Annotated in this window: 23 protein-coding genes, 2 rRNA genes and 1 pseudogene (1 of these 26 running past the window's edge); 6 read left to right on the top strand and 20 right to left on the bottom strand. The window is 40.0% G+C overall.

Going from position 1 to position 25,902, the window contains the following annotated elements; genetic code table 11:
* Nucleotides 1-82: 82 nt before the first annotated feature.
* Complete coding sequence (locus tag FR7_RS19380) at nucleotides 83-349, bottom strand: hypothetical protein (protein WP_007937855.1); 267 nt, start codon at nucleotides 347-349, stop codon at nucleotides 83-85.
* A 199-nt stretch (nucleotides 350-548) separates the two neighbouring features.
* Here FR7_RS19380 and FR7_RS19385 point away from each other — a divergent pair, with 199 nt between their 5' ends.
* On the top strand, nucleotides 549-1,106 hold the full coding sequence (locus FR7_RS19385; RefSeq protein ID WP_007937857.1) for a rubredoxin-like domain-containing protein: 558 nt from the start codon (nucleotides 549-551) through the stop codon (nucleotides 1,104-1,106).
* Nucleotides 1,107-1,351: 245 nt separating this feature from the next.
* Here the strand turns inward: FR7_RS19385 and ispF are convergent, their stop codons facing one another.
* From ispF to FR7_RS19400, 4 genes and pseudogenes are all read right to left on the bottom strand, one after another.
* Nucleotides 1,352-1,828 carry a 2-C-methyl-D-erythritol 2,4-cyclodiphosphate synthase gene (gene ispF, locus FR7_RS24670; RefSeq protein WP_229536913.1) on the bottom strand — a complete coding sequence of 159 codons (477 nt, stop codon included), beginning with the start codon at nucleotides 1,826-1,828 and terminating at the stop codon, nucleotides 1,352-1,354.
* Nucleotides 1,829-1,885: 57 nt separating this feature from the next.
* Nucleotides 1,886-2,578: pseudogene (gene ispD, locus FR7_RS24675) on the bottom strand (2-C-methyl-D-erythritol 4-phosphate cytidylyltransferase); the annotation flags it as partial.
* Between the two features lie 383 nt (nucleotides 2,579-2,961).
* Complete coding sequence (locus FR7_RS19395) at nucleotides 2,962-4,089, bottom strand: PIN/TRAM domain-containing protein (RefSeq protein WP_007937860.1); 1,128 nt, start codon at nucleotides 4,087-4,089, stop codon at nucleotides 2,962-2,964.
* 127 nt (nucleotides 4,090-4,216) lie between these two features.
* Nucleotides 4,217-4,711, bottom strand: a complete 495-nt coding sequence (locus tag FR7_RS19400) for a CarD family transcriptional regulator (protein ID WP_007937862.1) — start codon at nucleotides 4,709-4,711, stop codon at nucleotides 4,217-4,219.
* Between the two features lie 302 nt (nucleotides 4,712-5,013).
* On the opposite strand from FR7_RS19400, the gene FR7_RS19405 reads away from it, so the two are divergent.
* From FR7_RS19405 to FR7_RS19415, 3 genes are all read left to right on the top strand, one after another.
* The gene (locus FR7_RS19405; protein ID WP_007937864.1) at nucleotides 5,014-5,406 is read left to right on the top strand and encodes a nucleoside triphosphate pyrophosphohydrolase family protein; all 393 of its coding nucleotides are present in this window, start codon (nucleotides 5,014-5,016) and stop codon (nucleotides 5,404-5,406) included.
* Between the two features lie 180 nt (nucleotides 5,407-5,586).
* A complete protein-coding gene (spoIIP, locus tag FR7_RS19410; RefSeq protein WP_007937867.1) occupies nucleotides 5,587-6,765 on the top strand; it encodes a stage II sporulation protein P in 1,179 nt (392 codons plus the stop codon).
* 26 nt (nucleotides 6,766-6,791) lie between these two features.
* Nucleotides 6,792-7,118, top strand: a complete 327-nt coding sequence (locus FR7_RS19415; protein ID WP_007937869.1) for a hypothetical protein — start codon at nucleotides 6,792-6,794, stop codon at nucleotides 7,116-7,118.
* A gap of 27 nt (nucleotides 7,119-7,145) precedes the next feature.
* On the opposite strand, the gene disA is transcribed toward FR7_RS19415, so the two are convergent.
* The 8 genes from disA to FR7_RS19455 form a co-directional block, all read right to left on the bottom strand.
* On the bottom strand, nucleotides 7,146-8,222 hold the full coding sequence (disA, locus tag FR7_RS19420) for a DNA integrity scanning diadenylate cyclase DisA (RefSeq protein WP_007937871.1): 1,077 nt from the start codon (nucleotides 8,220-8,222) through the stop codon (nucleotides 7,146-7,148).
* Nucleotides 8,219-9,583, bottom strand: a complete 1,365-nt coding sequence (radA, locus tag FR7_RS19425) for a DNA repair protein RadA (protein ID WP_007937873.1) — start codon at nucleotides 9,581-9,583, stop codon at nucleotides 8,219-8,221. The genes disA and radA overlap by 4 nt, the downstream gene beginning before the upstream one ends.
* 172 nt (nucleotides 9,584-9,755) lie before the next feature.
* Nucleotides 9,756-12,197 (bottom strand): ATP-dependent Clp protease ATP-binding subunit, encoded by a 2,442-nt coding sequence (locus FR7_RS19430; protein WP_007937875.1) that lies wholly within the window; start codon nucleotides 12,195-12,197, stop codon nucleotides 9,756-9,758.
* Nucleotides 12,198-12,210: 13 nt separating this feature from the next.
* Complete coding sequence (locus FR7_RS19435) at nucleotides 12,211-13,278, bottom strand: protein arginine kinase (RefSeq protein ID WP_007937877.1); 1,068 nt, start codon at nucleotides 13,276-13,278, stop codon at nucleotides 12,211-12,213.
* 3 nt (nucleotides 13,279-13,281) lie between these two features.
* Nucleotides 13,282-13,806 (bottom strand): UvrB/UvrC motif-containing protein, encoded by a 525-nt coding sequence (locus tag FR7_RS19440; protein ID WP_007937879.1) that lies wholly within the window; start codon nucleotides 13,804-13,806, stop codon nucleotides 13,282-13,284.
* 13 nt (nucleotides 13,807-13,819) lie between these two features.
* Entirely contained in the window at nucleotides 13,820-14,266 is a 447-nt protein-coding gene (locus tag FR7_RS19445) for a CtsR family transcriptional regulator (protein ID WP_007937881.1), read from the bottom strand.
* A 250-nt stretch (nucleotides 14,267-14,516) separates the two neighbouring features.
* Nucleotides 14,517-15,707, bottom strand: a complete 1,191-nt coding sequence (locus FR7_RS19450) for an FprA family A-type flavoprotein (protein WP_007937882.1) — start codon at nucleotides 15,705-15,707, stop codon at nucleotides 14,517-14,519.
* A gap of 44 nt (nucleotides 15,708-15,751) precedes the next feature.
* Nucleotides 15,752-16,699 (bottom strand): nitronate monooxygenase, encoded by a 948-nt coding sequence (locus FR7_RS19455; RefSeq protein WP_007937883.1) that lies wholly within the window; start codon nucleotides 16,697-16,699, stop codon nucleotides 15,752-15,754.
* 287 nt (nucleotides 16,700-16,986) lie between these two features.
* Between FR7_RS19455 and speD the strand changes: the two genes are divergently transcribed.
* Nucleotides 16,987-17,454: an adenosylmethionine decarboxylase gene (speD, locus tag FR7_RS19460; protein WP_007937884.1), complete on the top strand. Its 468-nt coding sequence runs from the start codon at nucleotides 16,987-16,989 to the stop codon at nucleotides 17,452-17,454.
* Between the two features lie 88 nt (nucleotides 17,455-17,542).
* On the opposite strand, the gene FR7_RS19465 is transcribed toward speD, so the two are convergent.
* The 5 genes from FR7_RS19465 to FR7_RS19485 form a co-directional block, all read right to left on the bottom strand.
* Nucleotides 17,543-17,809 carry an HPr family phosphocarrier protein gene (locus FR7_RS19465; protein ID WP_007937885.1) on the bottom strand — a complete coding sequence of 89 codons (267 nt, stop codon included), beginning with the start codon at nucleotides 17,807-17,809 and terminating at the stop codon, nucleotides 17,543-17,545.
* A 278-nt stretch (nucleotides 17,810-18,087) separates the two neighbouring features.
* Nucleotides 18,088-18,480 carry a dihydroxyacetone kinase phosphoryl donor subunit DhaM gene (dhaM, locus tag FR7_RS19470; protein WP_007937886.1) on the bottom strand — a complete coding sequence of 131 codons (393 nt, stop codon included), beginning with the start codon at nucleotides 18,478-18,480 and terminating at the stop codon, nucleotides 18,088-18,090.
* Between the two features lie 18 nt (nucleotides 18,481-18,498).
* Nucleotides 18,499-19,128 (bottom strand): dihydroxyacetone kinase subunit DhaL, encoded by a 630-nt coding sequence (gene dhaL, locus FR7_RS19475; protein WP_007937887.1) that lies wholly within the window; start codon nucleotides 19,126-19,128, stop codon nucleotides 18,499-18,501.
* A 17-nt stretch (nucleotides 19,129-19,145) separates the two neighbouring features.
* On the bottom strand, nucleotides 19,146-20,144 hold the full coding sequence (gene dhaK, locus FR7_RS19480) for a dihydroxyacetone kinase subunit DhaK (RefSeq protein ID WP_007937888.1): 999 nt from the start codon (nucleotides 20,142-20,144) through the stop codon (nucleotides 19,146-19,148).
* A 304-nt stretch (nucleotides 20,145-20,448) separates the two neighbouring features.
* On the bottom strand, nucleotides 20,449-22,512 hold the full coding sequence (locus tag FR7_RS19485) for a sigma 54-interacting transcriptional regulator (protein WP_007939675.1): 2,064 nt from the start codon (nucleotides 22,510-22,512) through the stop codon (nucleotides 20,449-20,451).
* 132 nt (nucleotides 22,513-22,644) lie between these two features.
* Between FR7_RS19485 and FR7_RS19490 the strand changes: the two genes are divergently transcribed.
* Complete coding sequence (locus FR7_RS19490) at nucleotides 22,645-23,139, top strand: rubrerythrin family protein (RefSeq protein WP_007937890.1); 495 nt, start codon at nucleotides 22,645-22,647, stop codon at nucleotides 23,137-23,139.
* Between the two features lie 578 nt (nucleotides 23,140-23,717).
* Here FR7_RS19490 and rrf read toward each other — a convergent pair.
* Both rrf and FR7_RS19500 read right to left on the bottom strand, forming a co-directional pair.
* Nucleotides 23,718-23,834 (bottom strand): 5S ribosomal RNA (rrf, locus tag FR7_RS19495).
* 202 nt (nucleotides 23,835-24,036) lie between these two features.
* Nucleotides 24,037-25,902: ribosomal RNA gene (locus tag FR7_RS19500) — 23S ribosomal RNA — on the bottom strand (it continues 1,067 nt past the right edge of the window).

Here is a 25,902-nt window from a genome sequence, read left to right on the forward strand (position 1 = left end):
ATAATTCTAGCAGATTCTCTATATTTATGCAAAAAAAGCTTTTGGCACTCGTGGTTTTATACCCCAAGTGCCAACACTGCTGTTACTCCACTTTTATCACAAATAATCCATCGATCAAATCCGGGGCTATAAATGTTGTCCTTGCATTAGGAAATGCCGATACCGGCTTAGCACCATCACCTAAAATAGCCAGCCGCCAGACAATCTGGTTGTTATACCAGAGTTCACCGCAGGTAGTGCCATCTTCTTGACGTACAACATTTATATTCACCATATAATCTGCAGCCAGTGCTGCACTCGGCCAGACTAATGCTGTTATCATAAGCAACATACATATTCTTCTGCGCATATATACTCCTCCTAGATTTATACCCTCGCTACATAAAATCCAGATTATTTATAATATGTATCAATTCACAAATTTTATACAATTACCCCTTATTTCTACTTTATTTTTGAAAAAATACAGGAAAATAAAAATGAATCATGAATTATTTATATTTAGGGAAACTTTAGCATTTTAAGAGCATTAATTAGGAGGTAGTAACATGAAAACTTATGTCCGATGTAAAGCCTGCGGATTTATTATGGACGAAAACCATGTAGAAGACCTATGTCCAGCTTGTGGCTTGCCAAAGACGGTCTTTGAACCGTATACGAAGAAAATTTCTCCTCGCCGCACATTTATTATTGATCAGCATCTTCATCCAATCAGTGTGCATTTTCCTCAAGTCTTTATTGCCGTCATTCTTTTCATGCTAAGTCTTTCCTTCTGGATAGAAGATCCATTGCGGGGAGAATTTCTGATCGCTGCTAAACTTTCCATTATCGCTTTCCCCTTCTCTGTACTACTAGGCTTTATTACAGGCTTAATTGATGGAAAAATTCGCTTTAAAAAATTAAAAACACCGCTTCTAGTTCGTAAAGCAATTGTCGGTGCACTCCTCCAGGTCTTATCCATTGCGATCCTGGTTTTATATCTCGCTAATGGCTTTACTACCAACAGCATGTTGATCATTATTGTGTTGAGCATTGCATCTACTATTTGTGGTATTTACCTAGGCCGAGCAGGTTCTACCATGTTTAACTCCATGATGCCCGGTTAAATGACAATACGTAAGTGGAAAAAAGCACAACGCGTCTAAAAAGATTTTGAACCGCGAAGACGCGAAGACTACAAAGACTATGAAGAATAAGACTCCTTCGTGTTCTTTGCATTTCTTCGCGAACTTCGCGGTTGATTACTTTTTTTTACATAGCTCCATACATTTTAGGTATCAATAAAACTTATACATTCTCTACCTGAACTAAAACTGCCAGCCTTTTCATCAGGCTGGCAGTTATTTGTTTATTACACCTGCAGGATCGATGCTACAGCATAAGCAGCGATGCCTTCTCCCTTACCTGCAAACCCTAATCCTTCTGTTGTAGTGGCTTTTACATTGATTTGCCCGATCTTAAGCCCAAGAGCAGCAGCAATATTACAATTCATTTCTGGAATATACATTGCCACTTTAGGTCTTTGGGCCACAATGGTCGCATCCAAATTATGCACCAGATAACCATGTTCAGCAATAATTTCTCCCACCCTCTTTAGCAAGAAGAGACTAGATACTCCCTTATATTGCATATCTGTATCCGGGAAATGCCTGCCAATGTCACCTAATGCTGCCGCTCCTAAAAGAGCATCTTTTATCGCATGCAGCAATACATCTGCATCAGAATGTCCATCTAATCCTAATTCATAGGGCACCTCTACACCACCGAGTATTAGCTTGCGGTTCTCTACCAATTTGTGAACATCATATCCCATACCAACGCGCATCATTTCGTTGTTGTCACAACCTTTACTATCCAGAATACTCTTTCTTTCCTTTAGCAATGCCTCAGCTATTGTTAAATCCTCGGGAGTTGTAACCTTGAGATTATCGTAACAGCCGCATACAATCTTAACCCTTACGCCCAGTCTCTCAACAAGAGAAGCATCATCTGTACCAACAAAGTTATCCTGCTCAGCTTGCTCATATGCTTTACGTAATAAACGAGCATCAAACCCCTGTGGTGTTTGTACTGACCACAACTTGTGACGCTCTAGCGTACCCGTAACCCAGCCATCTTCATCTACCGTTTTAATTGTATTTTTTACAGCTACAGCAACTACAGCCGCCTTATGAACAACAGAAGCTTGAATGACGTTAGTAATACATTCTTCTGTTATAAGAGGTCTGGCACCATCATGCACTAGAATTGTTTTTGTTGTGTTAGGAACTACCTTAATTGCATTTGCAATAGAATGCTGCCGTTCTCTACCACCTGCCACGACTTTCCAAGGCTTAATCCCGATTAAATTACATAGCATCTTTTGCACTTGATCCACTTCATCAGGGGCAACGACTATTACTAAATTATCCACCTCAGAACAGGCTGAAAAAGTTAGCACACTATGTAATAATACAGGCATATCAACGAGCGGCAAAAATACTTTATTGCCTCCCCTCATCATCCTTTTTCCCTGCCCTGCAGCTGGTATAATCACTGTAACCACTATATTATCCTGCCTTTCCCATAAATACATCATCACTTATTATATCTTATTGTTCGATTATTGTTGCCAAATAACCTCTTTATAAAGCAATAAATTACTTCTCCTTATTCTATTAGAAATTCCCCATCTTGCCAAGTCATAATACTTCCATTAGCCTAGCAATAAGAAAAATGCTGCGAATTCTTTTAAAAATATAAAACGAATTGAACCACAAAGACGCGAAGGACACAAAGGGGGTTGTTCATATTTTTTTGTGCATTCCTTTGTGTGCCGCGTCAGCGGCATTGTGCCTTTGTGGTTCATAATTTTTTTATCATTAAAGAAAGTCAGAGAACCTTGTTTTACAAAAAAATGTCTTCGAGACTGTTCATCAACAGATCTCGAAGACATTTTTCCCGTTATTATACATGATTGCTTTAAGCGCCTTTTTCAATGCCTTTAGGCTTTGCGAAAATCATTCGTCCAGCAGCTGTTTGCAATACAGACGTTACTAATACTCCAATGGTATCTCCCATATGTTTCTTACCACTATCAACGACAATCATTGTGCCATCATCAAGATAGCCAACTCCTTGCCCAAGTTCCTTACCGTCTTTTACAACATGTACAACCATTTCTTCTCCTGGCAATACTACTGGCTTAACCGAATTGGATAATTCGTTAATATTCAAAACAGTTACACCTTGCAATTCAGCAACCTTATTTAAATTATAATCGTTAGTAACCAGCTTACCTTTCATCAATTGAGCCAACTTAACAAGTTTTGCGTCCACTTCCGCAGTATCTTCAAAATCTTGTTCACTGATTTCTACATGCAACCCTAGCTCTTTTTGCATACGATTTAGAATGTCTAAACCTCGGCGCCCGCGATTCCGTTTTAACGAATCAGAGGAATCAGATATATGCTGCAATTCTTCTAATACAAACATAGGAACCACAAGAACACCTTCAACAAAACCACTTTTACAAATATCAGCAATTCGCCCATCAATAATAACACTAGTATCTAAGATTTTGTAGCTTGGCTTCGTAATAATCTTTTCTTTCTGCCGCTCTTTTGTCCTCCAAGGAAAAACTGCCATTAACCCAATCATTTCTTCTCTTTTATGAATAGCAATATTCACTCCCAGATATCCCAAGATAATACTAATAATTCCAGGAACATAGCTACCAATAAGCGGAATATGCATAAATGCAGAACCAATTAAATTCGAAATGATCAAACCAACAGCCAGTCCTATAGAACCGGCAATGACATCAGATACTGGCATTTTATTAAGCCTGGCTTCTACCCAATAGGTAAACTGCCATAAATATTTAATAAAAAAGGGTGCCAATACATAACCAATAATCCCACCTGCTACTCCACCAAAAACAGCTACCAAGATGGTAACGATTGTATCATCACTGCTAACAAATCCTACTTTTAAAAATTCGCCACTCACCATAGATGATAAAAAGGAACTGGTGCCTAGCCATTTTGCTGTCATCAAACCTGAAACAGCTGCTAATAACGTAATGACAAATCGCAAAATTTTGTCCAACAAACTTACACCTCCCTTACTATTTATTTATTATATAAGACTTTCTCCATTCCCACAAGTCTAGCATCACAACTAAGATCTCCTGGAAACATTATCTATTATATCCTAACATTAACAAAAAAATACGTCAGTTGCCTGGCGTATTTTCTTGCATTAACTCATCTATCCATTCTTCTATACTGCCCAAATCCTTACCACAAGCTAATACCAACTCACTTACCATGATTTTCCTAGCAGTTTCCAGCAGCCTTCGTTCACCTGCTGAAAGCTTTTTTGCATTGTCCTGAAGAATAAGATTCCGCACTACTTCAGCCACTTCATAGATGCTGCCAGTTTTTATCTTTGTTAAATTTAAATTAAATCTTTTATTCCAACTAGCCGTTTCTTGTACCGAAGTAGCCCTTAATATATCCACAACTTTGCTAATTCCGACTTCGTCAATTACTTCTCTAAGTCCAATATTTTCTACATTCTTCATAGGAATCATCACTCTCATGCCACCGTAAGGCATAGTGAGAATATAATAATCTTGCAGTTGCCCAAACACTTCATGCTTTTCAATTGCTTCAATGACACCTGCACCATGCATGGGATACACGACTTTGTCCCCTATAGCTAACATAGCATCAACTCCTATAGTAGGTAGTATATCACAAATAAAAGATATTGTCAAAATTGTATATTTTAGCATAGCATATTAATTATTGTCAAATAAAATTTTGACCTCATAATCGATTTATTGAGGTTTACATCCCTATACCTCTGATTATATACTTACTTTTACCTGTTAAGAATATTTTGAAAATATTTATTATGTAATGATCACAAAATCATATCTCCTAAAATTCAAATTCATGCCTGTACAAATATTGACAATCATAGAGTTAAGTTTATATAATAAACATCAAAGTGAGGTGTTTATTAATGGATGAGAAATGCTCTGATTTTCAAACCGCTGTAGATGACTATTTAATTCGTCATCGCAGTATTCTTGATATTATGACAAAATACCAAGAAGCAAGTGCCCGAGTAAATCGTGCTTTTGCCAAAACAGTTACTGAATGCGGCTGTGTCGCCGTAAATGCCACCCGCCAACAAGCACCTGCTGATATTGAATATAGCGACTTAAAGCAATTTATGTCTTCCCATTTATCAGGTGAACCTTGCGAACAATGTAAAGAAGTACTTACCAAAGAACTCGGGCATAGTTTATTTTATCTAGCTGCACTTTGCAATTTATCTGGAATTAGTCTCAATGAAGTGATGCGCAGGGAATGCAACACCGTTACTACTTTAGGATTTTTTCATCTATCCTAGCCGTAATTTACAAACACTTCCTTCGAAGATAAAACCTTTAATTTTACAATGAACACGACTATTATAGTCGTGTCTTTTTTATTCCCTGAATCGGAGTCTTCTTTATTACATAAAGGACTTACCATGAGGACATGATACAACTATGATGAGGTTAATTATTACAGATAATGAGGTGGTATCATGCATTTTTTCCCAACATTAGTTTTTCTATTTTTACTTTTTTCGACTTATTCTCCTTGTACACAGGCAGCTTCTTCTCCTGCTATTGATGAGCTGGAATCAGGATATAATACAATTGTCGATGAGAATGATCAAATCATTTTGCAGTCAGGATTGGTCCTTCATGTGGGTGATCGCTACATTAATGAGGATAATAAATTGTATGAAATTGTCTCAATAGAGGGCTCATTAGCAAAAGCTCGTTCTATAGAATCCGAACCCACCCTTTCGTTAGAAATGGAGCTAATGACTGTGCAAGGTGCAGCTAACGGCAACCAGCCAATCATTGCCATTTATCATACTCATACCGATGAATCTTATATTCCTACTGATGGTAACTCAACGACTCCTGGCAAAGGTAGTATTATGAAAGTCGGTGATCGTTTTAGCAGTCGTCTCAAAGAACTAGGCTATCAGCCCCTTCACAGTAAAACACTGCATGAACCTCATGATGCCAATGCTTATCAGCGCTCTAGACGTACCTTTATGAAACTGCTCGAACGCCAGCCTGCTGCCCTTTTTGATCTCCATCGTGACAGTGGACCTCTTGCATCTTATAAGACAACCATTAACGGACAAGATGCTGCTAAAATTTTATTAGTTGTGGGTCGGCAAAATCAAAATCAAGCCACTACCCTCCAATATGCCAAAAAAATAAAAGCAACTGCAGATAAAACATACAAGGGCTTAATACGAGGTATCTTTATGGCTCGTGGTAATTATAATCAAGATTTAAATCCTCGTTCTATGCTGCTGGAAATGGGAACCCAATATAATACGCGAGAAGCTGCAGAATACAGCGCTGCATTATTTGCTGATATACTTCCTTCTATTATTACTCCAAAGCCACTTCCTGCTTCTCCCGCCCCAAAAGCAACGGATACACCAATGCCTGGTACTACTTCTTCAAATGATACAAACACGAATACTAAGGCTCTTGCCGGAAATGTCTCAGATATTCAAGAATCAGGCGTTACTGTTACTAATATTTTATCGATCATCGGAGCTGTGATGCTTGGCATTATTGCGTATCTCTATCTTAGTACCGGCAATTGGCAGGAAGCAAAAAATAAACTATATAAATTCTATAAATATGAATTTACTAACTTTCTTGGACCACGTAAAAAAAGAAAAGATTAATTATATATCATCGAGGAGTTGTCATCATGATACACAAGCATCGATTTACGGTGTTAGCAGGAATTGTAATATTCTCGGGTCTGCTTATCTTTAGTCTTTTACATTTATTACCGTTGAACATCTTTTCAATTCAGCAAAAACCGGAACCTGCGCCTCAGAAAATCTATGATTATTATTTGATTTTAGATGAAACAGATGGGCATAGTTTAATGTACGTACCTTTAGTAGTAAGCGTTGGGGATGAAATCTTAACGGAAGAAAATAAACTGTATCAAGTAGTAAAAATCGAAGAAAACCGAGCCTATGCTCGGTTTGTAAAAGATATAAGTTTAGATAAGTATAAGAAAAAATAGATAATAGCATTACTATGTCCTGAGTATTTACATATTACGATCTAATAATGCTTGCTCTCGCACTCGTTTTAAACCATCCTTTATTGTTTTTGCTCTAACTTCGCCAATTCCTTCTACATCATCTAGTTCAGCAATCGTAGCACTATAAATACAAGGTAATGTTTTAAAGTGAGTTACTACATTTTCCACAATGGACATTGGCAAGCGAGGAATTCTCCTTAGTACGCGAAATCCATGAGGCACCACTGGAACATCTAATATATTCGGCGTAGCTCCATAACCTAAAATGCGGCAAATGGTATACGGCTCTAAACTTTCCTCCGGCAATAGAGCCAATTGTTCTCGTACCTCTTGTACTTGGCATCCATTAAAACAATAGTCTTTAAGCAATAGCTCCATATCATCCTGCTCCGCCATCAACTCTTCTAATTGCATGCTTACCAGGCGACCTTCACTGCCTAATTCAATGACATGACGCTCAATCTCCATTGCAATACGACTCACTTGCTCCACACGAATAATAATTTCCGCCACATCTAATAATGTTACAAAATCTTCAAACTCTAAGGCACTTAAATTGGTCAAACTCCGTACTAATACTTTGCAATATTTCTCCAATGTCTGCAACGCTTGATTGGCACGGCTTAAACTTACTGTAATATCTTTTAGGGTATACCGTAAATCACCTAGATACATGGTAATTAAATTCCGTCTTTGTGAAATAGCAATCACCAAACCTCCGGTTTGTTTGGCAACTCTTTCCGCCGTGCGGTGCCTTGTACCTGTTTCTGTCGTAGGAATCCTCGAATCTGGCACCAATTGTGCATTGGCATATATAATATGTTTAAGATCAGAAGATAAAATCAACGCCCCATCCATTTTTCCTAATTCATAAAAACCAGCAGGAGTATACTCACAATTTAGTGAAAATCCACCATCTACTACATCCAATAAAGGCTGATTATTACCTACTAATACCAAGACCCCCATCTTGGCCCTTAAAATATTCTCTAAACCTTCTCGCAGCGGCGTGCCAGGAACTAATTTCTTAATCGTTTTTATAAATTTTGGATCCCATAATTTATCTTGCCGCTTTTTCGTCATAGAAATACCGCCTCCATTGCTTCAATTACATTACTAACCCCAACTATTTTCAATCCTTGCTGACGTATTTTAAGTCCTGTTAAATTACCCGCTGGGATCACAAATCGTTTAAATCCCATGGTAGCGGCTTCACTAATGCGTACATCTACTCTTGACACCATACGCACTTCACCTGTTAGGCCAACCTCTCCCATCACCACCGTATGAGCATCCAATGATATGCTGCGAAAGCTGGATGCTACCGCAAGAATCACTGCTAAATCCGCAGCCGGTTCCGTTACTTTAATACCACCTACGGCGTTCACATAAGCATCCTGATTTCCTAGCATCAAACCGACTCTCTTCTCTAGCACTGCCATTAATAGAATCAGTCGATTATAGTCAAAGCCAACGGCCATACGCCTAGGCATACCAAAGCAAGTGGTGCTCACCAAAGCTTGAATCTCGATCAACAAGGGTCTAACGCCTTCCATACAGGCTAGTACTACAGATCCTGGGGCGCTTTCTGGCCTCTCTGATAGCAACAGCCCGGAAGGATTTTTGACTTCCATAAGTCCGTCTTCCTCCATGGAAAAAATTCCGCTCTCATGGGTTGAGCCAAAACGATTTTTTATGGCGCGAAGTACACGAAAAGCATAGGTTTTCTCACCCTCAAAGTACAATACAACATCTACCATATGTTCTAAAATACGGGGACCGGCAATATTCCCCTCCTTTGTTACATGACCAATAATAGCAATCGGAATACCAGTTTCTTTTGCTAAGCGCAATAATTTTCCTGTAGATTCCCGCACTTGTCCCACGCTTCCTGGAGCTGAAGGAATTTCTGGACTATACATCGTTTGAATCGAGTCAATAATCATCAAGGCAGGTTTTAACTGATTGGCAGAAAGTGCGATTTCATCTAAATTCGTTTCTGTCATGATCAACAACTTATCACTTAATTTATTCAAACGCTCAGCTCGCATTTTGGTTTGAGCAGCCGACTCTTCACCAGAGACATATAAGACACTGCCATAAGTCCGACTTACACTACAAGCTACCTGCAGCAGCATTGTAGATTTTCCAATACCAGGATCACCACCAATCAGTATAAGGGCTCCTGGAACAATCCCTCCACCTAGTACACGATCAAATTCTCCTACCCCCGTTGTGAGTCTAGGAACAGCAAAGTTGTCCACCTCCGTAATTGGACGCGGTTTAGCGCCATTGCTGGTACTATGACGTTTTTTCCCATCTTGCCTACTAAGTGTTTCCTCCACCATACTATTCCACGACTCGCACCCCGGACAACGTCCTAACCATTTCGGTGAATCCGCACCGCACTCTTGACAAACAAAATGAATTTTAGCTTTAGACAAATTATGCTTACCCCTTCCAAATATCTACAAAATCACGACAGATAAGGAACTATTCTTTCCTTGCTCTCTAACTACACATAAGAGCATTTTATAACATGCACTATATCGTTGCTATTATAAAATGCTCTTCGTGCTATTTCTTTTATTTTCCTGCAATAACTTACAAGATTTGTTATTTTTTCATCAATTTTACTTTTCCATCTGCGTCAACATCAATTAAAACTGTGTCACCTTTAATTACTTGATGACGAAGCATTAATTCGGCGATTTCATCTTCGACTAATTTTTGAATGGCTCTTCTTAGAGGTCTTGCACCATATGCATAGTCCCGCCCCTCTTTTACCAATTCCGCCTTGGCCTTGTCGCTGCATTCTAAGTAAAGCGTATTATCCTCTAGACGCTTACCTACATCCTTTAACATAATATCCACAATACTGGTAAGTTCTGTATCAGTCAGACTGCCAAATACAATCATTTCATCAACCCGATTGATAAATTCAGGACGGAAAGTACGTTTTACTTCCTCCATCACTCTGTTCTTGGCATTCTCGGCTTCATTATTCATTTTATCATCCGCTAAGAATCCTAACATAGTATTATCTCTACGCAAATGCTTTGCCCCTACGTTAGAAGTCATAATAATGACCGTATTCTTAAAATCTACCTTACGACCCTGACTGTCAGTTAATCTGCCGTCTTCTAAAACCTGCAGCAAAATATTAAATACATCATAATGGGCTTTTTCAATTTCATCTAATAAAATAACTGCATAGGGTTTACGTCTAACTGCATCTGTTAACTGTCCGCCCTCATCATATCCAACATAACCAGGGGGAGCACCAATCAAACGAGAAACAGTATGCTTTTCCATGTACTCTGACATATCTAATCGAATCATAGAACTTTCATCATTAAACAAGGTAGCAGCCAGTGCCTTCGCTAACTCGGTCTTACCAACACCTGTTGGTCCTAAGAAGATAAAGGAACCAATGGGCCGTTTCGGATCTTTAAGACCAGCTCTAGCCCGGCGTACTGCCCTAGCTACCGACTTAACCGCCTCATTCTGTCCAATCACTCTTTTATGCAGTTCTTCTTCCAAATTCAGCAGCCGTACTGCTTCTTCTTGGGCTAATTTTTCAACAGGAATGCCCGTCCAAACAGCTACTATATGAGCAATCTCTTCACCTGTAACCACAAGCTGTTCATTCCCCTGCTGTTTCCACTCTTTTTGCTTACTTTCCAGTTCATTTTTCAACCTTTTTTCTTCATCTCTAAGATGAGCAGCTTGCTCATACTCTTGTGCCGCTATAGCAGCTTCTTTTTCCGTCTGCAATTGTTTTAATGTCTTTTCTAATTCTTTCACATTGGAAGGTGATGAAAACGTTTTAAGACGGACACGGGCTGCTGCCTCATCCATGAGATCAATTGCCTTATCTGGTAAAAATCGATCAGATATGTAGCGGTGAGATAAGGTAACTGCCGCTTCAATTGCTTCATCCGTAATGCTGATCCGATGAAAGGCTTCGTATTTATCCCGAACCCCTTGCAAAATAGTAATAGCATCCTCTACCGATGGCTCACTTACCGTAATTGGCTGAAAACGCCGTTCAAGAGCAGCATCTTTTTCAATGTATTTTTTATATTCATTGAGTGTTGTGGCACCAATCACTTGTATCTCACCACGGGCTAAAGCAGGTTTTAAAATATTTGCAGCATCAATCGCTCCTTCTGCAGCACCTGCTCCAATTAGAGTATGTAGTTCATCAATGAACAAAATGACATTGCCATCCTGACGAACTTCTTCTAAAACCTTTTTCAAACGTTCTTCAAAATCCCCACGATATTTCGATCCAGCTACTAACGACGCCATATTCAAAGAGATAATTCGCTTTACTCCAAGTATATCAGGAACATTATTCTGTACAATGCGCTGTGCTAGTCCTTCCGCAATTGCAGTCTTACCTACACCAGGTTCACCAATGAGTACAGGATTATTCTTTGTACGGCGACTGAGGATTTGCAGCACACGCTCAATCTCAGCTCCCCGGCCAATCACAGGATCGATCTTGCCTTCGCGAGCTAATTTATTCAGATCACGACCAAATTCTTCTAATGTGGGCGTGTTGGAACTTACTTGCTTTCCTCCCGATTGCTGCTGCTGAGCGCCTTGTCCGGATGCAGAAAATCCACTTAATAATTCTGATACTTTCTGGCTTAGTACTTGTACATCTACATCAAGGCCGTCTAGTAACTGAGCCGCCACGCCTTCTCCTTCCTGGAGGAGACCTAATAATAAATGCTCTGTACCAACATAGTTATGCCCTAAATCAGCAGCGACATTAATTGCCAATTCAATGCACCTTTTCGCCCGAGGAGTATAGGAAATTTGAGTATTAGTAGCTTCGCCACGGCCAACTAATTTTTCCACCTCCATCCGTACTGTCTCAATGCTAATATTTACGGACAGCAGCCCTTTGGCTGCTATCCCCTCACTTTCATGCAATAGACCTAATAATAAATGTTCTGTACCTATATAGTCATGTCCTAAGCCTATAGCTTCTTGATGGGCAAAATGCAGTGCTTTTTGTGCTCTTTCAGTAAATCGTCCTAACATTTAAATTCCCCTCCTAGTCCTTATTTGTTAATTTTTCTCGAATAATCTGTGCTCTTAATTTCTTTCGTTCATTACCACTTAATTCAGGGCAATCACTCATTTTCTGCAAAAAATTTGGCCTTGTAATTACCATCAGTTCATTGAAATTACAATGTGAACCTTCGTTGATAATTCCTAACTCATATCCCATTCGCACATCACTCAATAAAGCTAAAGCTTCCTGACCTGAGATACTGCGAGCATATTTTAAAGTACCATAAGCGCGCCATACGCGATCAACCAGCATATCCGTAGTATCAGCATACAATCCGCCTCGTGCTGTACGTTCATGATCGACTACCTGCTTTACTACACTGTATAAATTATCAATGATCTCTTGCTCTGTAAAACCTAAGGTCAATTGATTGGAAATCTGAAAAATATTACCAACAGCCTCTGTACCTTCGCCATATAGTCCTCTTACGGTTAAACCAAGCTGAATTACAGCATTTACAATGCGATTGATTTGCCCAGTTAAAACCAGAGCAGGTAAATGTACCATAACAGAAGCCCTAAGACCTGTACCTAAATTAGTAGGGCAAGAAGTTAAATACCCTAGTTCTTCATTAAAAGCAAGAGCATGTTTATTTTCAATAATATCATCTACCTGATTGGCACTTGTAAAGGCTTTCACTAAATTGAGCCCAGGCATTAAGCATTGAATGCGCAAATGATCCTCTTCGTTAACCATAATACTTACCGTTGTATCCTGTTTTACAAGAATTGCCCGATTGCTTGCTTCCCGGGCATGATCAGGACTAATAATATGCTTTTCGACTAATACTAATCTTTCTAACAATGGCAGCTTCTCTAAATCAATAAACATGTAATCCGATTGCTCATTACTATTTAAATCACATAAAGAACTCTTTAACTGAGACACCACTTGAGACAGTTGCTCTCCGTTGGCCCTTTGAGGGAAGGGTATGCCTTCCAGATTACGTGCCAAACGAATGCGACTGGCAAGTACAATATCACCATCTTGCGCACCGCTACTCATCCAATGCACAAACGGTTGATCAAGCAAATTTTCCATTGACATTTGCTATTCCCCCTTGCCGTTTAACCCTATTTCTTTTTCTAAATTTTTAATTTCATCCCGCAGTAATACGGCTTTCTCATATTCTTCATTGATAACATATTGCTCCAGCTGCTGACGTATCTTCTTAATTTGCTGCCGGATTTTAAGTGTGCCGCCGTTACGCTTAGGTATTTTTCCCGTATGAGAGCTAGAGCCATGAATTCGCTTTAACAAAGGCTCAAACTGCCCACCAAAAACAGTATAACAAGCACTGCACCCAACTTTTCCTTTGCGGTTAAAATCGGTATATGTCATCCCGCACTCAGAACAGCTTTCCTGCCCTCTTAGCATCTGAGGATCAACAAAGAGTCCATGATTAAAAATGCCTTTCAAAAAATCGTGAACATAGGACTGAGTATCAAAGGATAAACTAATTTCACCTGCAGCTTTTGCACATTCTGCACACAGGTTTTTTTCTGTCTTTTGATTATTAACGATTTTGATTATATGCATACAAGCTGTACGGCTCTTACATTCATCACACAACATCATGCAATCCTCCTCATGTTAACTCAGATAATTTTAATAGCAAAGAACGTAACATTGCTGATCGTTCCTGAGGCGCTATATGCTCATAAATGATGTCAAAGAAGTGCAGCATCAAAGCGGCCTCTCGTCCTGTTAACATTCCCTGAGCCGTAAGACTCTTAACAATCTTTACAGCTTCAGAGAACATCGTATCCTCAGCAACTTGTTCTGCTGCATCTTCATAAATCAAAGTATGGACAGGAATACGTTCAATGCGTACAAATCCGCCTGAACCACGCCTTGACTCTACAATAAAACCTCTTTCTATCGTAAAGCGAGTACTTAATACATAACTAATCTGAGACGGGGCGCACTCAATTTCTTCAGCCATTTCATTACGTTTTAATACAACAATATCCTCACACTGATTTGCTAGTTTATGAAGAATCAGCTTTTCAATATCATCAGCTAAATTGCCCATGGTCTCACCTGCCTGTTTCAATCATTATTTGACCTTTACTCTATTCTATTTGACTATTTGACTTTTTGCAACTATTTTTTAATTATAATTTATAGTTTTTTTTAAATAATAATCATGCGCCCTACAACTGAAGTAAATCATGCCTATTCTTTCTTCTTTATAGTATTGCGCTAAAAAAGACTGATCTATGCCACCCGCGTAAAAAAAGAGAGCGATATCTCGCCCTCTTTTTACTCTAGAATAGTGATTCTTATTTCTTATTTGCCTGCATTTTCTTTGCAAATTCCAATCCAAATTGAAAGCATGCATCCTGCTCTTCTTTGCTCGCCAGCCATTTTACTGCTAATCCCGGATTTTCAATAGCTATACCCGCGCGTTTTAAGGACTCTTCCATCGCCTTTAGTGCTCCTCCTGCCCAACCATGTGCGCTAAAAGCAGCACCTATTTTATTCACAGGTTTTAGTCCCTCTATATAGGTTAAGAATCCTCCCATAGTCGCCAGCACCGTATTGTGTTGAGTAGAGGACCCCAGAATGACCCCTCCCGCTTCAAGTACATCATTAATAATATCACTCATTGCTGAAGTTTTTAAGCGGTGCAGCTTTCCTTTCGCCCCTGATGCAGCAACACCCTCTAAGATACGGCGAGCCATATCTTCTGTAGCTCCCCACATCGTATCGTATATGATGACTACGGTATCATCATGATATCCGCTGCCCCATTGTTCATATTTCTTTAGGATATCTTCAATATGAGAACGCCAAATCACACCATGACTCGGCGCAATCATTTTTATTTTCACCGTTTCGGCCTTCGTTAACGCCGTACCAACTAAGCGACTATAAGGCATTAAGATATTTGCATAATATTTAGCTGCTTCTTGCATAACATCATGAATCTCATTTTCATCATCAAACCGTTTGGTAGTAGAAATATGCTGACCAAAAGCATCATTTGAAAACAAAATTTCTTCACCAGTTAAATAGGTTGCCATAGAATCCGGCCAATGCAGCATTGGCATGGTAATAAATTTTAGCTGCTTTGCACCAAGATCTAAAGAATCTCCTTCTTTTACAACTTGAAAATCATACTCTTTGTTATAGTGCTTAACAATAGAATCTTTCCCTTGGCTTGTCAATACCACCTTGGCCTGAGGCGTTTTTTCCATAATAATCGGTAAAGCGCTGGCATGGTCAGGCTCTGTGTGATTACAAACAATATAATCGATCTTTGCCGGATCAACAATCTGACTGATACGCTCTAATAATTCTGAAGCAAAAGGGGCTTTTACCGTATCAATTAAACATATTTTTTCATCTACAATTAAGTAGGCATTATAGGTAATGCCCCTTGGTGTACCATATCCATGAAAATCCCTCATGGTCCAGTCAACTGCACCTACAGAGTATACTCCCTTTGCGATTTCAATATTATTCATCATACTGCTTTCTCTTCCTCCTAGGTCTCCCCACCTAATTTTTTATATTATAACACATTAGGGGTTTTTGCTAATGCTGCCACAACTAACCGGGCTTCTTCAATGATATGCTCGATAATGACCTTAGCCGGTTCGATCTTCGTTAATGGCAGCAAACTCTGCCCAGCTTGTACCATACCATTTTCTACATCTCCGTCAATCGCAGCCAGACGATTGGTACCCGTTGCCAAAGCCGCAAGTTCTGCTTCCGGAGCATGTTGACGCTCTAACTCTAAGAAGCGCTCTGTAAACTTATTTTTTACCCCGCGTACAGCATGCCCAGAAAGTAACCCTGTTACAACGCTGTCAGTGTCACTAGCGGAAATTAATTTTTGTTTCACATTAGCATGAACGGCACATTCCTCTGCTACCAAGAACCTTGTGCCCATTTGGATGCCTGACGCTCCCATGGAAAGGGCTGCCACTAAACCTCGTCCATCAGCAAAGCCGCCAGCTGCAATCACAGGAATATCAATCTCTGGAATCACTTGTGTCATTAAGGCCATCGTCGTTAATACACCAATATGACCTCCTGCTTCCATTCCCTCGATTACAATTGCATCAGCACCTTTTTCCTGTACTCGTTTTGCCAGTTTCACATTTGGTACTACTGGGATTTTTTTAATGCCTGCTTGATCAAGTTGAGAAAAGAACGGAATCGGATTCCCTGCACCAAGAGTAACAAACGCTACCTTTTCCTGGCAGACTACATTCATTATTTCTTCCTTATCCACAGCCATAAGCTGCACATTTACACCAAAAGGTTTCTTAGTTAAGGTTTTAGCTAAACGTATTTGTTCACCAACCCACTGAGCATTACGTCCCCCTGCGGCAATGATACCAGCTCCGCCAGCTTCTGACACGGCTGCTGCCAGCTTTCCGTCAGACACCCATGCCATACCGCCTTGTATAATTGGATACTTTATATTTAGCATTGTTGTTAATTTTGTACTCATCATTATCCACCCCTTTTACTAATGTATTGTCTTTTGAGAAAATTCACTATTGAAAATAGATTCTCCTGCAAAAAACCGCTGTTAATTTAATTAAAACCAATATCCAGTATTTTCTGTCTTTTTATAGCAAAATATTCTTTACAATCTTATGTATTCAATTTATAATGAAAAGCTACAATACATATAATACAGGCGTAATTATATTTTAAACCAAAATATATATTTTTAATTATTAATAAAAGTGCATACGCCTAAATCATTACTTAAATAAAAAGGAGCAATCGAATATGATTATGGGAATTATAAGCAGGCACCTCACCATTGATATGTACGGATGCAGTTTTGAAAGTCTTACTACTATGGAAATTCTTAAACAGGCAATGCTGACAGCAATTGCTGAATCAAATATGACACTACTTGAATTCACTGAATACCAATTTCAGCCACAAGGCTTAACAGGTCTGGCAGCTCTGGCATTACTAGCAGAAGGTCATATGAGCATACATACGTTTCCCGACAAGGGTTATGCTGCCATAGATTTATTCAACTATAGTGATGCAAGTCAACCTGATAACGCCTCTAAAGTATTAAAGAAATTTTTAAAACCAGAAAAAATTAAAATTACTAATATTAAACGTGGGGACTTTGGTTCAATCAGTGATATGAAACCCAAAATTAGAGTTAGCAGCACTCCCATACGTCGTGTACGGGATACAGGAGCTAAAGTGTTTAAGTTCTTATCCCGTTCCAAATAATGGACAAGATGTGAGAAAACCGCTAGAATATTCATCTATGAATACGCTAGCGGTCTTTTTATTTATTGCGGCCTATATATACTTACTATTACTCTTCTCCAAAGTTGCTCTTAATCATGTCTTCAAGAGCCTTACTGCATTCTTTTTCATCTTCGCCTTCAGTAGTAATTGTAATCTGAGTATGTTGTTTTAAACCCATACTCATAACTGCCAAAATACTCTTTCCATCTGCTACTTTATTATTAGCTGCAATTTTGACTTTGCTTTTAAAGGTGGCTGCCTTCTGTACAAACTGAGCTGCTGGCCTTGCATGCAAACCGCTGGTGTTTGTAATTGTTACCTGTATTTCTGTCATATTTATCCCTCACCTAAAAAATATTTGAACCACAAAGGCACAATGCCGCTACTGCGGCACACAAAGGAATACACGAAAAATATAAAGAAGACTTGATTCAGATGGAGTTTTAACTCCACCTGAATCTTAGTCGCCCTTATCCAGGGGCTTAGCCGCTCTTAACTCCCACTTGTAGAAGATGGGAGTCTTAGAGCGGTTTAGTCATCGGATAAATAACCCCCTTTGTGTCCTTTGCGTCTTTGTGGTTCATTTTTAAACAACTTAAGTTATTTCACAACTTAGCATTTCTTTAATGCCCGTGCACCTTCTGCCGTTGCTATAACAGCAGCTAAAGCACTCCCTAAGGATGCTTCTACAACAGCACTAATCGCTCCCTCTAAAATAGGAGCATCAGCAATTTGAACGTTAGCACGCAATTCTTCATCTAAAAATTCAAAAGCAGTTTCAGTGCTCAGTACTGCACTGCCTAAATCCACCATAACCGCGACACCGTCACCGGTATTAGCTGCGATAATGGCCTCACTCACTTGAAATGCATCTGTCCCAATGCCACCATCTGCCATTCCCCCAGCCGCAATTATTTTTTGTTCAGGAGCTGACATTTGCAATGCCATTTCTCGTATCCCTTCTGCGACCTTTTGGCTATGTGAAACAATAACAACTCCAACCATGTCCTTGAGACCTCCTGTTTATTGACGACGAAGATGTTCTAATAATGCCTTTAACATAATATACGAAGATGTTGCACCAGGATCTTGATGCCCACGACTTCTCTCTCCGAGATAACTTGCTCTCCCTTTGGTAGCAATGATCGTTTTGGTAAATTCCACACCCTGCTGCGCAGCCTCGCACGCTAATTCCAAACATTCGATCACCGATTTTCCTGTCTTAGCACCATCCTGAAATGCTTCATGAGCAGGTACTAAAGCATCAAGCATGGTTTTTTCTCCTGTTGTCGCTTTCCCTCTTTCCTTAATACCAGCAATAGCCGCCTCTAACATCAAGCCAATCGTCTCTACATCAAGTTCCGTTTTCCCCTGACTAGGAACAGCAGCCCGCAAGAAAGCGGTGCCATACAATGGTCCTGCGGCTCCGCCTACACTCGATATCAAGGTCATCCCTACTGTTTTAAGGACTTTTCCTATATCACTTTCTGTTTCTAGTGTCTGCAGCTTTGCCTTTACTGCCTCAAATCCTCGTGCCATATTGATACCATGATCTCCATCACCAATCGCAGCATCTAAATCCGTTAACATTTGTCTATTACCAATGATCGTTTCACCCACAGCAGATATCACTTCATATAACTCTCCACTCATAAAACCAAATCCTCCTTTTAAAACTGTACCAAAGCTGGTGTATCTGCAGGAGCTAATAATAACTCTTTTAGCTCACTATCAAGCTTCAAAATACTAATGGAAAAACCCGCCATTTCTAGTGATGTCATATAATTCCCGACATATGTTTTAGCAATATGTAAACCTTTCTCTTTTAAGAGTGCCGCCACTTTTCGATTTACGATGTAAAGCTCCATCAACGGTGTAGCTCCCAGTCCATTAATCAGTACTGCAACTTCTTGTCCTGCAGCCAAAGGCATGTCTGCTAGAATCTTATCCACCAAATGATCCGTAATTTCATCTGCAGTACGCAAAACTTCCCGATGCGTACCCGGTTCACCATGAATTCCCATACCGATTTCTATTTCATTTTCTTCTAATATAAAGCTAGGTTTACCAGCAGCTGGTACTGTACAAGAATCAAGCGCCATTCCCATTGATCTCACATTATGAATAACTTTATCCGCGATTCGCTTTACTTCTTCTAATTCAGCTCCCGCTTCTGCTTTTGCACCGGCAATCTTATGTACCAATACAGTGCCTGCAATACCTCGCCTGCCAATGGTCCAAGTACTATTCTCCACAGCTACATCATCATTTACTATAACTTTATCCACCGTAATGCCATCAGCATTTGCCATCTCAATAGCCATTTCAAAATTCATAACGTCACCACTATAATTTTTTATGATCAACAGTACGCCCTTACCATTATCAACTGCTTTTACGGCTTCGTATACCTGATCTGGCGTTGGTGAAGTAAATACAGCCCCTGCAACAGCACCATCAAGCATTCCACGGCCAACAAAACCAGCATGAGAAGGCTCATGTCCGCTGCCACCGCCGCTTACCAAAGCTACTTTGCCAGCCCCTGGCTTATTAGCTCTTACTAGTACTTCAAAACCATCCACCCTTTTTACATATTGAGAATGTGCCAACACCATACCCTGCAGCATTTCCTCTACTACCTGTTCTGGTACATTAATAACTTTTTTCATGTCTTTTCTCTCCTTCGTTATTTATATTCCATTCGTGGCAGGCTTCCGATGATTTTCAGCATAATATGCTATAAGAAACATACATATCATTGCTTTACATAGTAAAATACACGCAATAATCATGCCAAGCCAGAAATCCCCTGATAAAAAGCATCCACAATTCACTAAAGGCTCTAAACCTCAACATTCATATGGAAGATTTAATCTGCCATAAAACTTACTAAATAACGTAAAGAAAGCCAACTTGGTAAAAAGTATCAGCTTTTTCTTCTTTGTTGATACTTTTTACCATAAACAATCTTTTTTACCAGCTTATTGTTTTTTCTATACCATATTTCTTAGCCTTGGCCGCTATTGTTTTATGTGTTAACCCTAAGGCTTTGCCAGCTCGGTTATAACTATTGTAGGTACCTAGCGCTAATTTGATAATCCTCTTTTCATATTCTTCCCAAGGTAAAATAATTTCACTATTTACTATACTGCTTCCTTCTTTATTTCTTGTTATTAATTTTTCTTTTAAGTATGTTGGCAAATGTTCAATGCCGATAAAATCACCTTCTGTTAACGTTACAAGCCTCTCAATCATATTTTCCAGCTCACGAACATTTCCCGGCCATTTATACTGCAACAGTATATCCAGGGCATCATTTTTTATACCTTTTGCTTTCCTTGTTAATTCAAGGCTGACTTTATTCAGAAAATGTTCTGCCAATATCGGAATGTCCTCTTTGCGCTCTCTTAAAGGAGGCAATAATAAGGGGATTACGTTTAAGCGATAATATAAGTCTTCTCGAAACTCTCCATTTAAAACCATCTTCTCTAAATCCTGATTCGTAGCAGCAATAATTCGTACATTTACTTTAATTGTGCTCTCGCCGCCAACCCTCTCAAATTCTTTTTTTTGTAATACCCGCAGCAATTTCACTTGCATGCTTTTTTCCATCTCACCTATTTCATCTAAAAAAATGGTTCCATGATCAGCTAATTCAAATTTTCCTAACTTTCTACGAATGGCGCCTGTGAATGCTCCCTTTTCATGACCGAAGAGCTCACTTTCCAATAAATTAGCGGGAATCGCACCACAATTTACTCGAATAAAAGGTCCTGCTCCCTGTCTGCTGGCATAATGAATCCCTTCTGCCACTAATTCCTTACCAGTACCACTTTCACCACGAATTAATACGTTAGAAGAGCCTTCAGCAGCTTTTGCTGCCATTGCTAATACATCGAAAACTTTACCACTGCGCCCAATAAAGTGCTCAAAAGCTCGATTGGGCTTCTTAGTACGCCATAACTCTTGCTCTAAATATTCAGCTTTTGCTGAAATATGATTCAAATTTTCCATCAGTCCCTGCACTTCTGTAATATCCTTCACCACGGATACCACTCCTGTTACTTCATCATCTACAATAATTGGGTTCACATTAGCAACTACTGCCACTCCATTTTTCTTCTTACTGATGGTTCCCAATACTTGTTTCCCAGACGAGAGTACACTGCATCGTGCTCCACTAGGAGAAATTTCCTGTATATTCTGCCCTACCAGCTGTGCATACTGTTGATTAAGAATGCGCAAATAGGCTGGATTTACATAGGTAATACATCCTTCTTTATTCACTACACAAATTCCATCTTGTACAGATTCCAAAATTAACTGAAGTTGCCCTTTTAACTCTTTAACCTCTTGCAATTCTCCTGTAATTTTCTCTAATGCGGAAATATCTTCAAAAATAGCCACTGCTCCCTTAATTTGCCCATCAATGATAATAGGAGTACGGTTAGTAATTGTACTCGAAGAACCAATAACCTGCCGATAAGCAAGCTCAGGAATTCCTGTTTTATTCACAAAATGTAGCCTGGAATTCGGAATTACATCATACACTTTTTTCCCAATAACAGCATTAGCAGGAATACCTAATATCTCCTCTGCTGCTGGATTGAATATTGTCACTACATCATGCTCGTCACTTACCATTAGACCATTAGCCATACTATTAAAAATTTGTTCAGCCGTAAAGGCATTATCCTGGAGCAATTTATCCACTTCACTGATAATCTGAGCATTATCGAATTGAAAGTCACTCTCTAAAAACTCCACCATCTGGTTAACCACATAATCAGCATGCTTCCCATGGCCTACAACCCAGACTTCATCCCCGGCTTTTATTTTTAAAGAACAAAGTACTATCAAACTATTTGATGCTATATTTTCTTGCTCTTTATATCTAAAAAATAGAGTAGTTTGATAGGTCGTACTCAGTGCATGGGATTTTTGCACTACCATTGCTGCCACCCGTGTGTGTAATCCTTTCTGGTGTTGAATTACGGCTCTTTTCTCATAATGCAAATTTTCACCCTCTTTATGCATGGTTATAATCTATTTATGTAATATATAGCATATTATTAATAAAGATGGCAATTTTTACTTGACAAATTGTCTATAATGGATAATAATAATTAATAGATAATCAATAAATATTTTTATGGAGGTTTTATACAAATGAAAACAGAAAAAAACTTAGCTGATGGCTTCGCTGGTGAATCTCAAGCAAATATAAAATACTTAGCTTTTGCTAAAAAAGCAGAGGCTGATGGTTTTCCGCAAGCAGCTAAATTATTCCGTGCAACTGCTGAAGCAGAAATCATTCATGCTCATGCTCATTTAAAAGCACTAGGTAAAATCAAAACAACTGCTGATAATTTACAAGCTGCTATCGCTGGTGAAACCTATGAATTTAGCGAAATGTATCCTCAATTCATTAAAGAAGCGAAAGAAGAAGAAAATACAGCAGCAGCATTACGTTCTTTTACATTAGCAAACGAAGCTGAAAAAGTACATGCTGTTTTATACAAGAAAGCTCTTGATACTTTAGAAAATAAAGAATCCTTTCCTTACTATCTCTGTACTGTTTGTGGTCACATCCATGAAGGCAGCGCACCTGATTCCTGTCCAATTTGTGGTGCGAAAGCACAAGCATACAAAAAATTCGATTAAATATATTTTTTACTATAATAGAAAGACCACTTCATTTATGAGGTGGTCTTTCTTTATATTCTATAATCATTCACCATAACTTTAACTTTTCCTGTCTGGAAATCAAATAATTAACTATGTGTATTGGTATGTCATTCGGAATTAGAGTTTTTTTCTAATAAATGCACAGAATTATCCCCAATTGTTTATAATCTCATATAACTCTCTTTTACACCTCTAGTTTATCCACAGCAACTATCTATCTTCCCAGGCCGTATCCAACCAAGTACTTTCGGCGTATGGCTTAACTACTGTGTTCGGTACTTCGACTGGCGATAATACCCCATCTGCGTCGTTACTCCTGCGCGCGCTCACTTCACGTACTGATGTACTAGGTAAAGGATGTTATCGTTTCACTCTAACTAAGCGAATCACTCAAATTTTCTTGCTCACTATCGTTCACGAAGATTTGGTTCCCTGCTTATTGTCGTGCCTAGCATCTGAAGCATTCTCACCAATCTCAGGAACGAAAAAACAAAAAACACTCACTCAAGATCAATATGATAAAAAGCACTCACATAAATGAGTGCTTTTTAATTAACCAGCAACTACCTATCCTCCCAGGACGTTTCCATCCAAGTACTTTCGGCGTATAAGGGCTTAACTGCTGTGTTCGGTATGGGAACAGGTGGAACCCCTTAGCTATCGCCACTGGATTAAAGTTTTTAGAAAGTACATATAAATATGTTCTCTCAAAACTTCACAGAAGAAAGATTCATGTTAGGTACGTATCAGTCACTTGAAAAGTAAAGATACATATTTGATACTTCCTAGTTCTGCTCACGCTTCACTACGGAAGTAAGCGACTTACTCAAAAGCTTTTGCTCGCTATCGCTCACAAGCTTTTGGTGCGCTGCTTAAGTCAAGCCCTCGTCCTATTAGTACCAGTCAGCTGAATCCATTGCTGGACTTACACACCTGGCCTATCAACCTTGTCATCTACAAGGGGACTTACTAGCTTACGCTATGAGAGATCTCATCTTAAGGCTGGTTTCACGCTTAGATGCTTTCAGCGTTTATCCTTTCCGAACGTAGCTACCCAGCTGTACTCCTGGCGGAATAACTGGTACACCATTGGTTCGTCCACTCCGGTCCTCTCGTACTAGGAGCAGCTCCCTTCAAATCTCTTGCGCCCGCGATGGATAGGGACCGAACTGTCTCACGACGTTCTGAACCCAGCTCACGTACCACTTTAATGGGCGAACAGCCCAACCCTTGGGACCTACTACAGCCCCAGGATGTGATGAGCCGACATCGAGGTGCCAAACCTCCCCGTCGATATGGACTCTTGGGAGAGATTAGCCTGTTATCCCCAGGGTAGCTTTTATCCGTTGAGCGATGGCCCTTCCACGCGGTACCACCGGATCACTAAGTCCGACTTTCGTCCCTGCTCGACCTGTACGTCTCGCAGTCAAGCTCCCTTCTGCCTTTGCACTCTACGCGCGATTTCCAACCGCGCTGAGGGAACCTTTGAGCGCCTCCGTTACATTTTCGGAGGCGACCGCCCCAGTCAAACTGCCCACCTGACACTGTCCTTAGTTTCGTTACTACTAAAGTTAGAATTCCAGTAAATAAAGGGTGGTATCCCAACAACGACTCCACACATACTAGCGTACATGTCTCGCAGTCTCCCACCTATCCTGTACATCATTTACCAAAATTCAATGTCAGGCTACAGTAAAGCTCCATGGGGTCTTTCTGTCCAGTCGCGGGTAACCTGCATCTTCACAGGTATTTCAATTTCACCGGGTCCCTCGTTGAGACAGTGCCCAAGTCGTTACACCTTTCGTGCGGGTCGGAACTTACCCGACAAGGAATTTCGCTACCTTAGGACCGTTATAGTTACGGCCGCCGTTTACTGGGGCTTCAGTTCACACCTTCGACTTACGTCTAAGCACTCCCCTTAACCTTCCAGCACCGGGCAGGTGTCAGCACCTATACGTCAGCTTTCGCTTTAGCAGGCACCTGTGTTTGTGGTAAACAGTCGCTTGGGCCTCTTTTCTGCGACCTTCTTTAGCTCATACCGCAAGGGTAATCACCTAAAAAGGCTCCCCTTCTCCCGAAGTTACGGGGACATTTTGCCGAGTTCCTTAACGAGGGTTTTCCCGCGCACCTTAGGATTCTCTCCCCGCCTACCTGTGTCGGTTTGCGGTACGGGCACCCACAGCCTCGCTAGAAGCTTTTCTTGACAGCATGGGATCAGTAAGTTCATCAACCTTGCGGTCAACTCCCCGTCACTCCTCAGGCTTAACGTTTAGCGGATTTGCCTACTAAACACCCTACAAGCTTAGACGCGTTTCTTCCATTCACGCGATTACTTACCCTTCTGTGTCACTCCATCACTCAAACGGATGTGGGTGGTACTGGAATGTTTGCCAGTTGTCCATCGCCTACGCATTTACGCCTCGGCTTAGGCCCCGACTTACCCTGAGACGACGAGCGTTGCTCAGGAAACCTTAGGCTTTCGGTGGACAAGATTCTCACTTGTCTTTTCGCTACTCATACCGGCATTCTCACTTCTATATACTCCACAGCTCCTTACGGTACTGCTTCGATGCGTATAGAACGCTCCCCTACCACTTGTATCTTACGATACAAATCCATAGCTTCGGTTCCGTACTTTAGCCCCGGACATCTTCGGCGCAAAACCTCTCGACCAGTGAGCTATTACGCACTCTTTAAATGGTGGCTGCTTCTAAGCCAACATCCTGGTTGTTTCTGAAG

The sequence above is a fragment of the Pelosinus fermentans DSM 17108 genome (assembly GCF_000271485.2).
Classification (GTDB): Bacteria; Bacillota; Negativicutes; order DSM-13327; family DSM-13327; genus Pelosinus; species Pelosinus fermentans.

Bases quoted from the DNA above. Each gene is read 5' to 3' on its own strand.
- dhaK (WP_007937888.1), bottom strand. From the start codon at position 20,144: ATGAAAAAAGTTATTAATGTACCAGAACAGGTAGTAGAGGAAATGCTG.
- disA (WP_007937871.1), bottom strand. From the start codon at position 8,222: ATGACGAAAAAGCGGCAAGATAAATTATGGGATCCAAAATTTATAAAA.
- FR7_RS19450 (WP_007937882.1), bottom strand. From the start codon at position 15,707: ATGATGAATAATATTGAAATCGCAAAGGGAGTATACTCTGTAGGTGCA.
- ispF (WP_229536913.1), bottom strand. From the start codon at position 1,828: ATGATGCGCGTTGGTATGGGATATGATGTTCACAAATTGGTAGAGAAC.
- FR7_RS19380 (WP_007937855.1), bottom strand. From the start codon at position 349: ATGCGCAGAAGAATATGTATGTTGCTTATGATAACAGCATTAGTCTGG.
- FR7_RS19415 (WP_007937869.1), top strand. From the start codon at position 6,792: ATGATACACAAGCATCGATTTACGGTGTTAGCAGGAATTGTAATATTC.
- FR7_RS19440 (WP_007937879.1), bottom strand. From the start codon at position 13,806: ATGTTGTGTGATGAATGTAAGAGCCGTACAGCTTGTATGCATATAATC.
- speD (WP_007937884.1), top strand. From the start codon at position 16,987: ATGATTATGGGAATTATAAGCAGGCACCTCACCATTGATATGTACGGA.
- FR7_RS19385 (WP_007937857.1), top strand. From the start codon at position 549: ATGAAAACTTATGTCCGATGTAAAGCCTGCGGATTTATTATGGACGAA.
- dhaL (WP_007937887.1), bottom strand. From the start codon at position 19,128: ATGAGTGGAGAGTTATATGAAGTGATATCTGCTGTGGGTGAAACGATC.
- FR7_RS19490 (WP_007937890.1), top strand. From the start codon at position 22,645: ATGAAAACAGAAAAAAACTTAGCTGATGGCTTCGCTGGTGAATCTCAA.
- FR7_RS19485 (WP_007939675.1), bottom strand. From the start codon at position 22,512: ATGCATAAAGAGGGTGAAAATTTGCATTATGAGAAAAGAGCCGTAATT.
- FR7_RS19465 (WP_007937885.1), bottom strand. From the start codon at position 17,809: ATGACAGAAATACAGGTAACAATTACAAACACCAGCGGTTTGCATGCA.
- FR7_RS19435 (WP_007937877.1), bottom strand. From the start codon at position 13,278: ATGTCAATGGAAAATTTGCTTGATCAACCGTTTGTGCATTGGATGAGT.
- FR7_RS19400 (WP_007937862.1), bottom strand. From the start codon at position 4,711: ATGTTAGCTATAGGGGACAAAGTCGTGTATCCCATGCATGGTGCAGGT.
- FR7_RS19455 (WP_007937883.1), bottom strand. From the start codon at position 16,699: ATGAGTACAAAATTAACAACAATGCTAAATATAAAGTATCCAATTATA.
- spoIIP (WP_007937867.1), top strand. From the start codon at position 5,587: ATGCATTTTTTCCCAACATTAGTTTTTCTATTTTTACTTTTTTCGACT.
- FR7_RS19430 (WP_007937875.1), bottom strand. From the start codon at position 12,197: ATGTTAGGACGATTTACTGAAAGAGCACAAAAAGCACTGCATTTTGCC.
- FR7_RS19445 (WP_007937881.1), bottom strand. From the start codon at position 14,266: ATGGGCAATTTAGCTGATGATATTGAAAAGCTGATTCTTCATAAACTA.
- FR7_RS19405 (WP_007937864.1), top strand. From the start codon at position 5,014: ATGGATGAGAAATGCTCTGATTTTCAAACCGCTGTAGATGACTATTTA.
- dhaM (WP_007937886.1), bottom strand. From the start codon at position 18,480: ATGGTTGGAGTTGTTATTGTTTCACATAGCCAAAAGGTCGCAGAAGGG.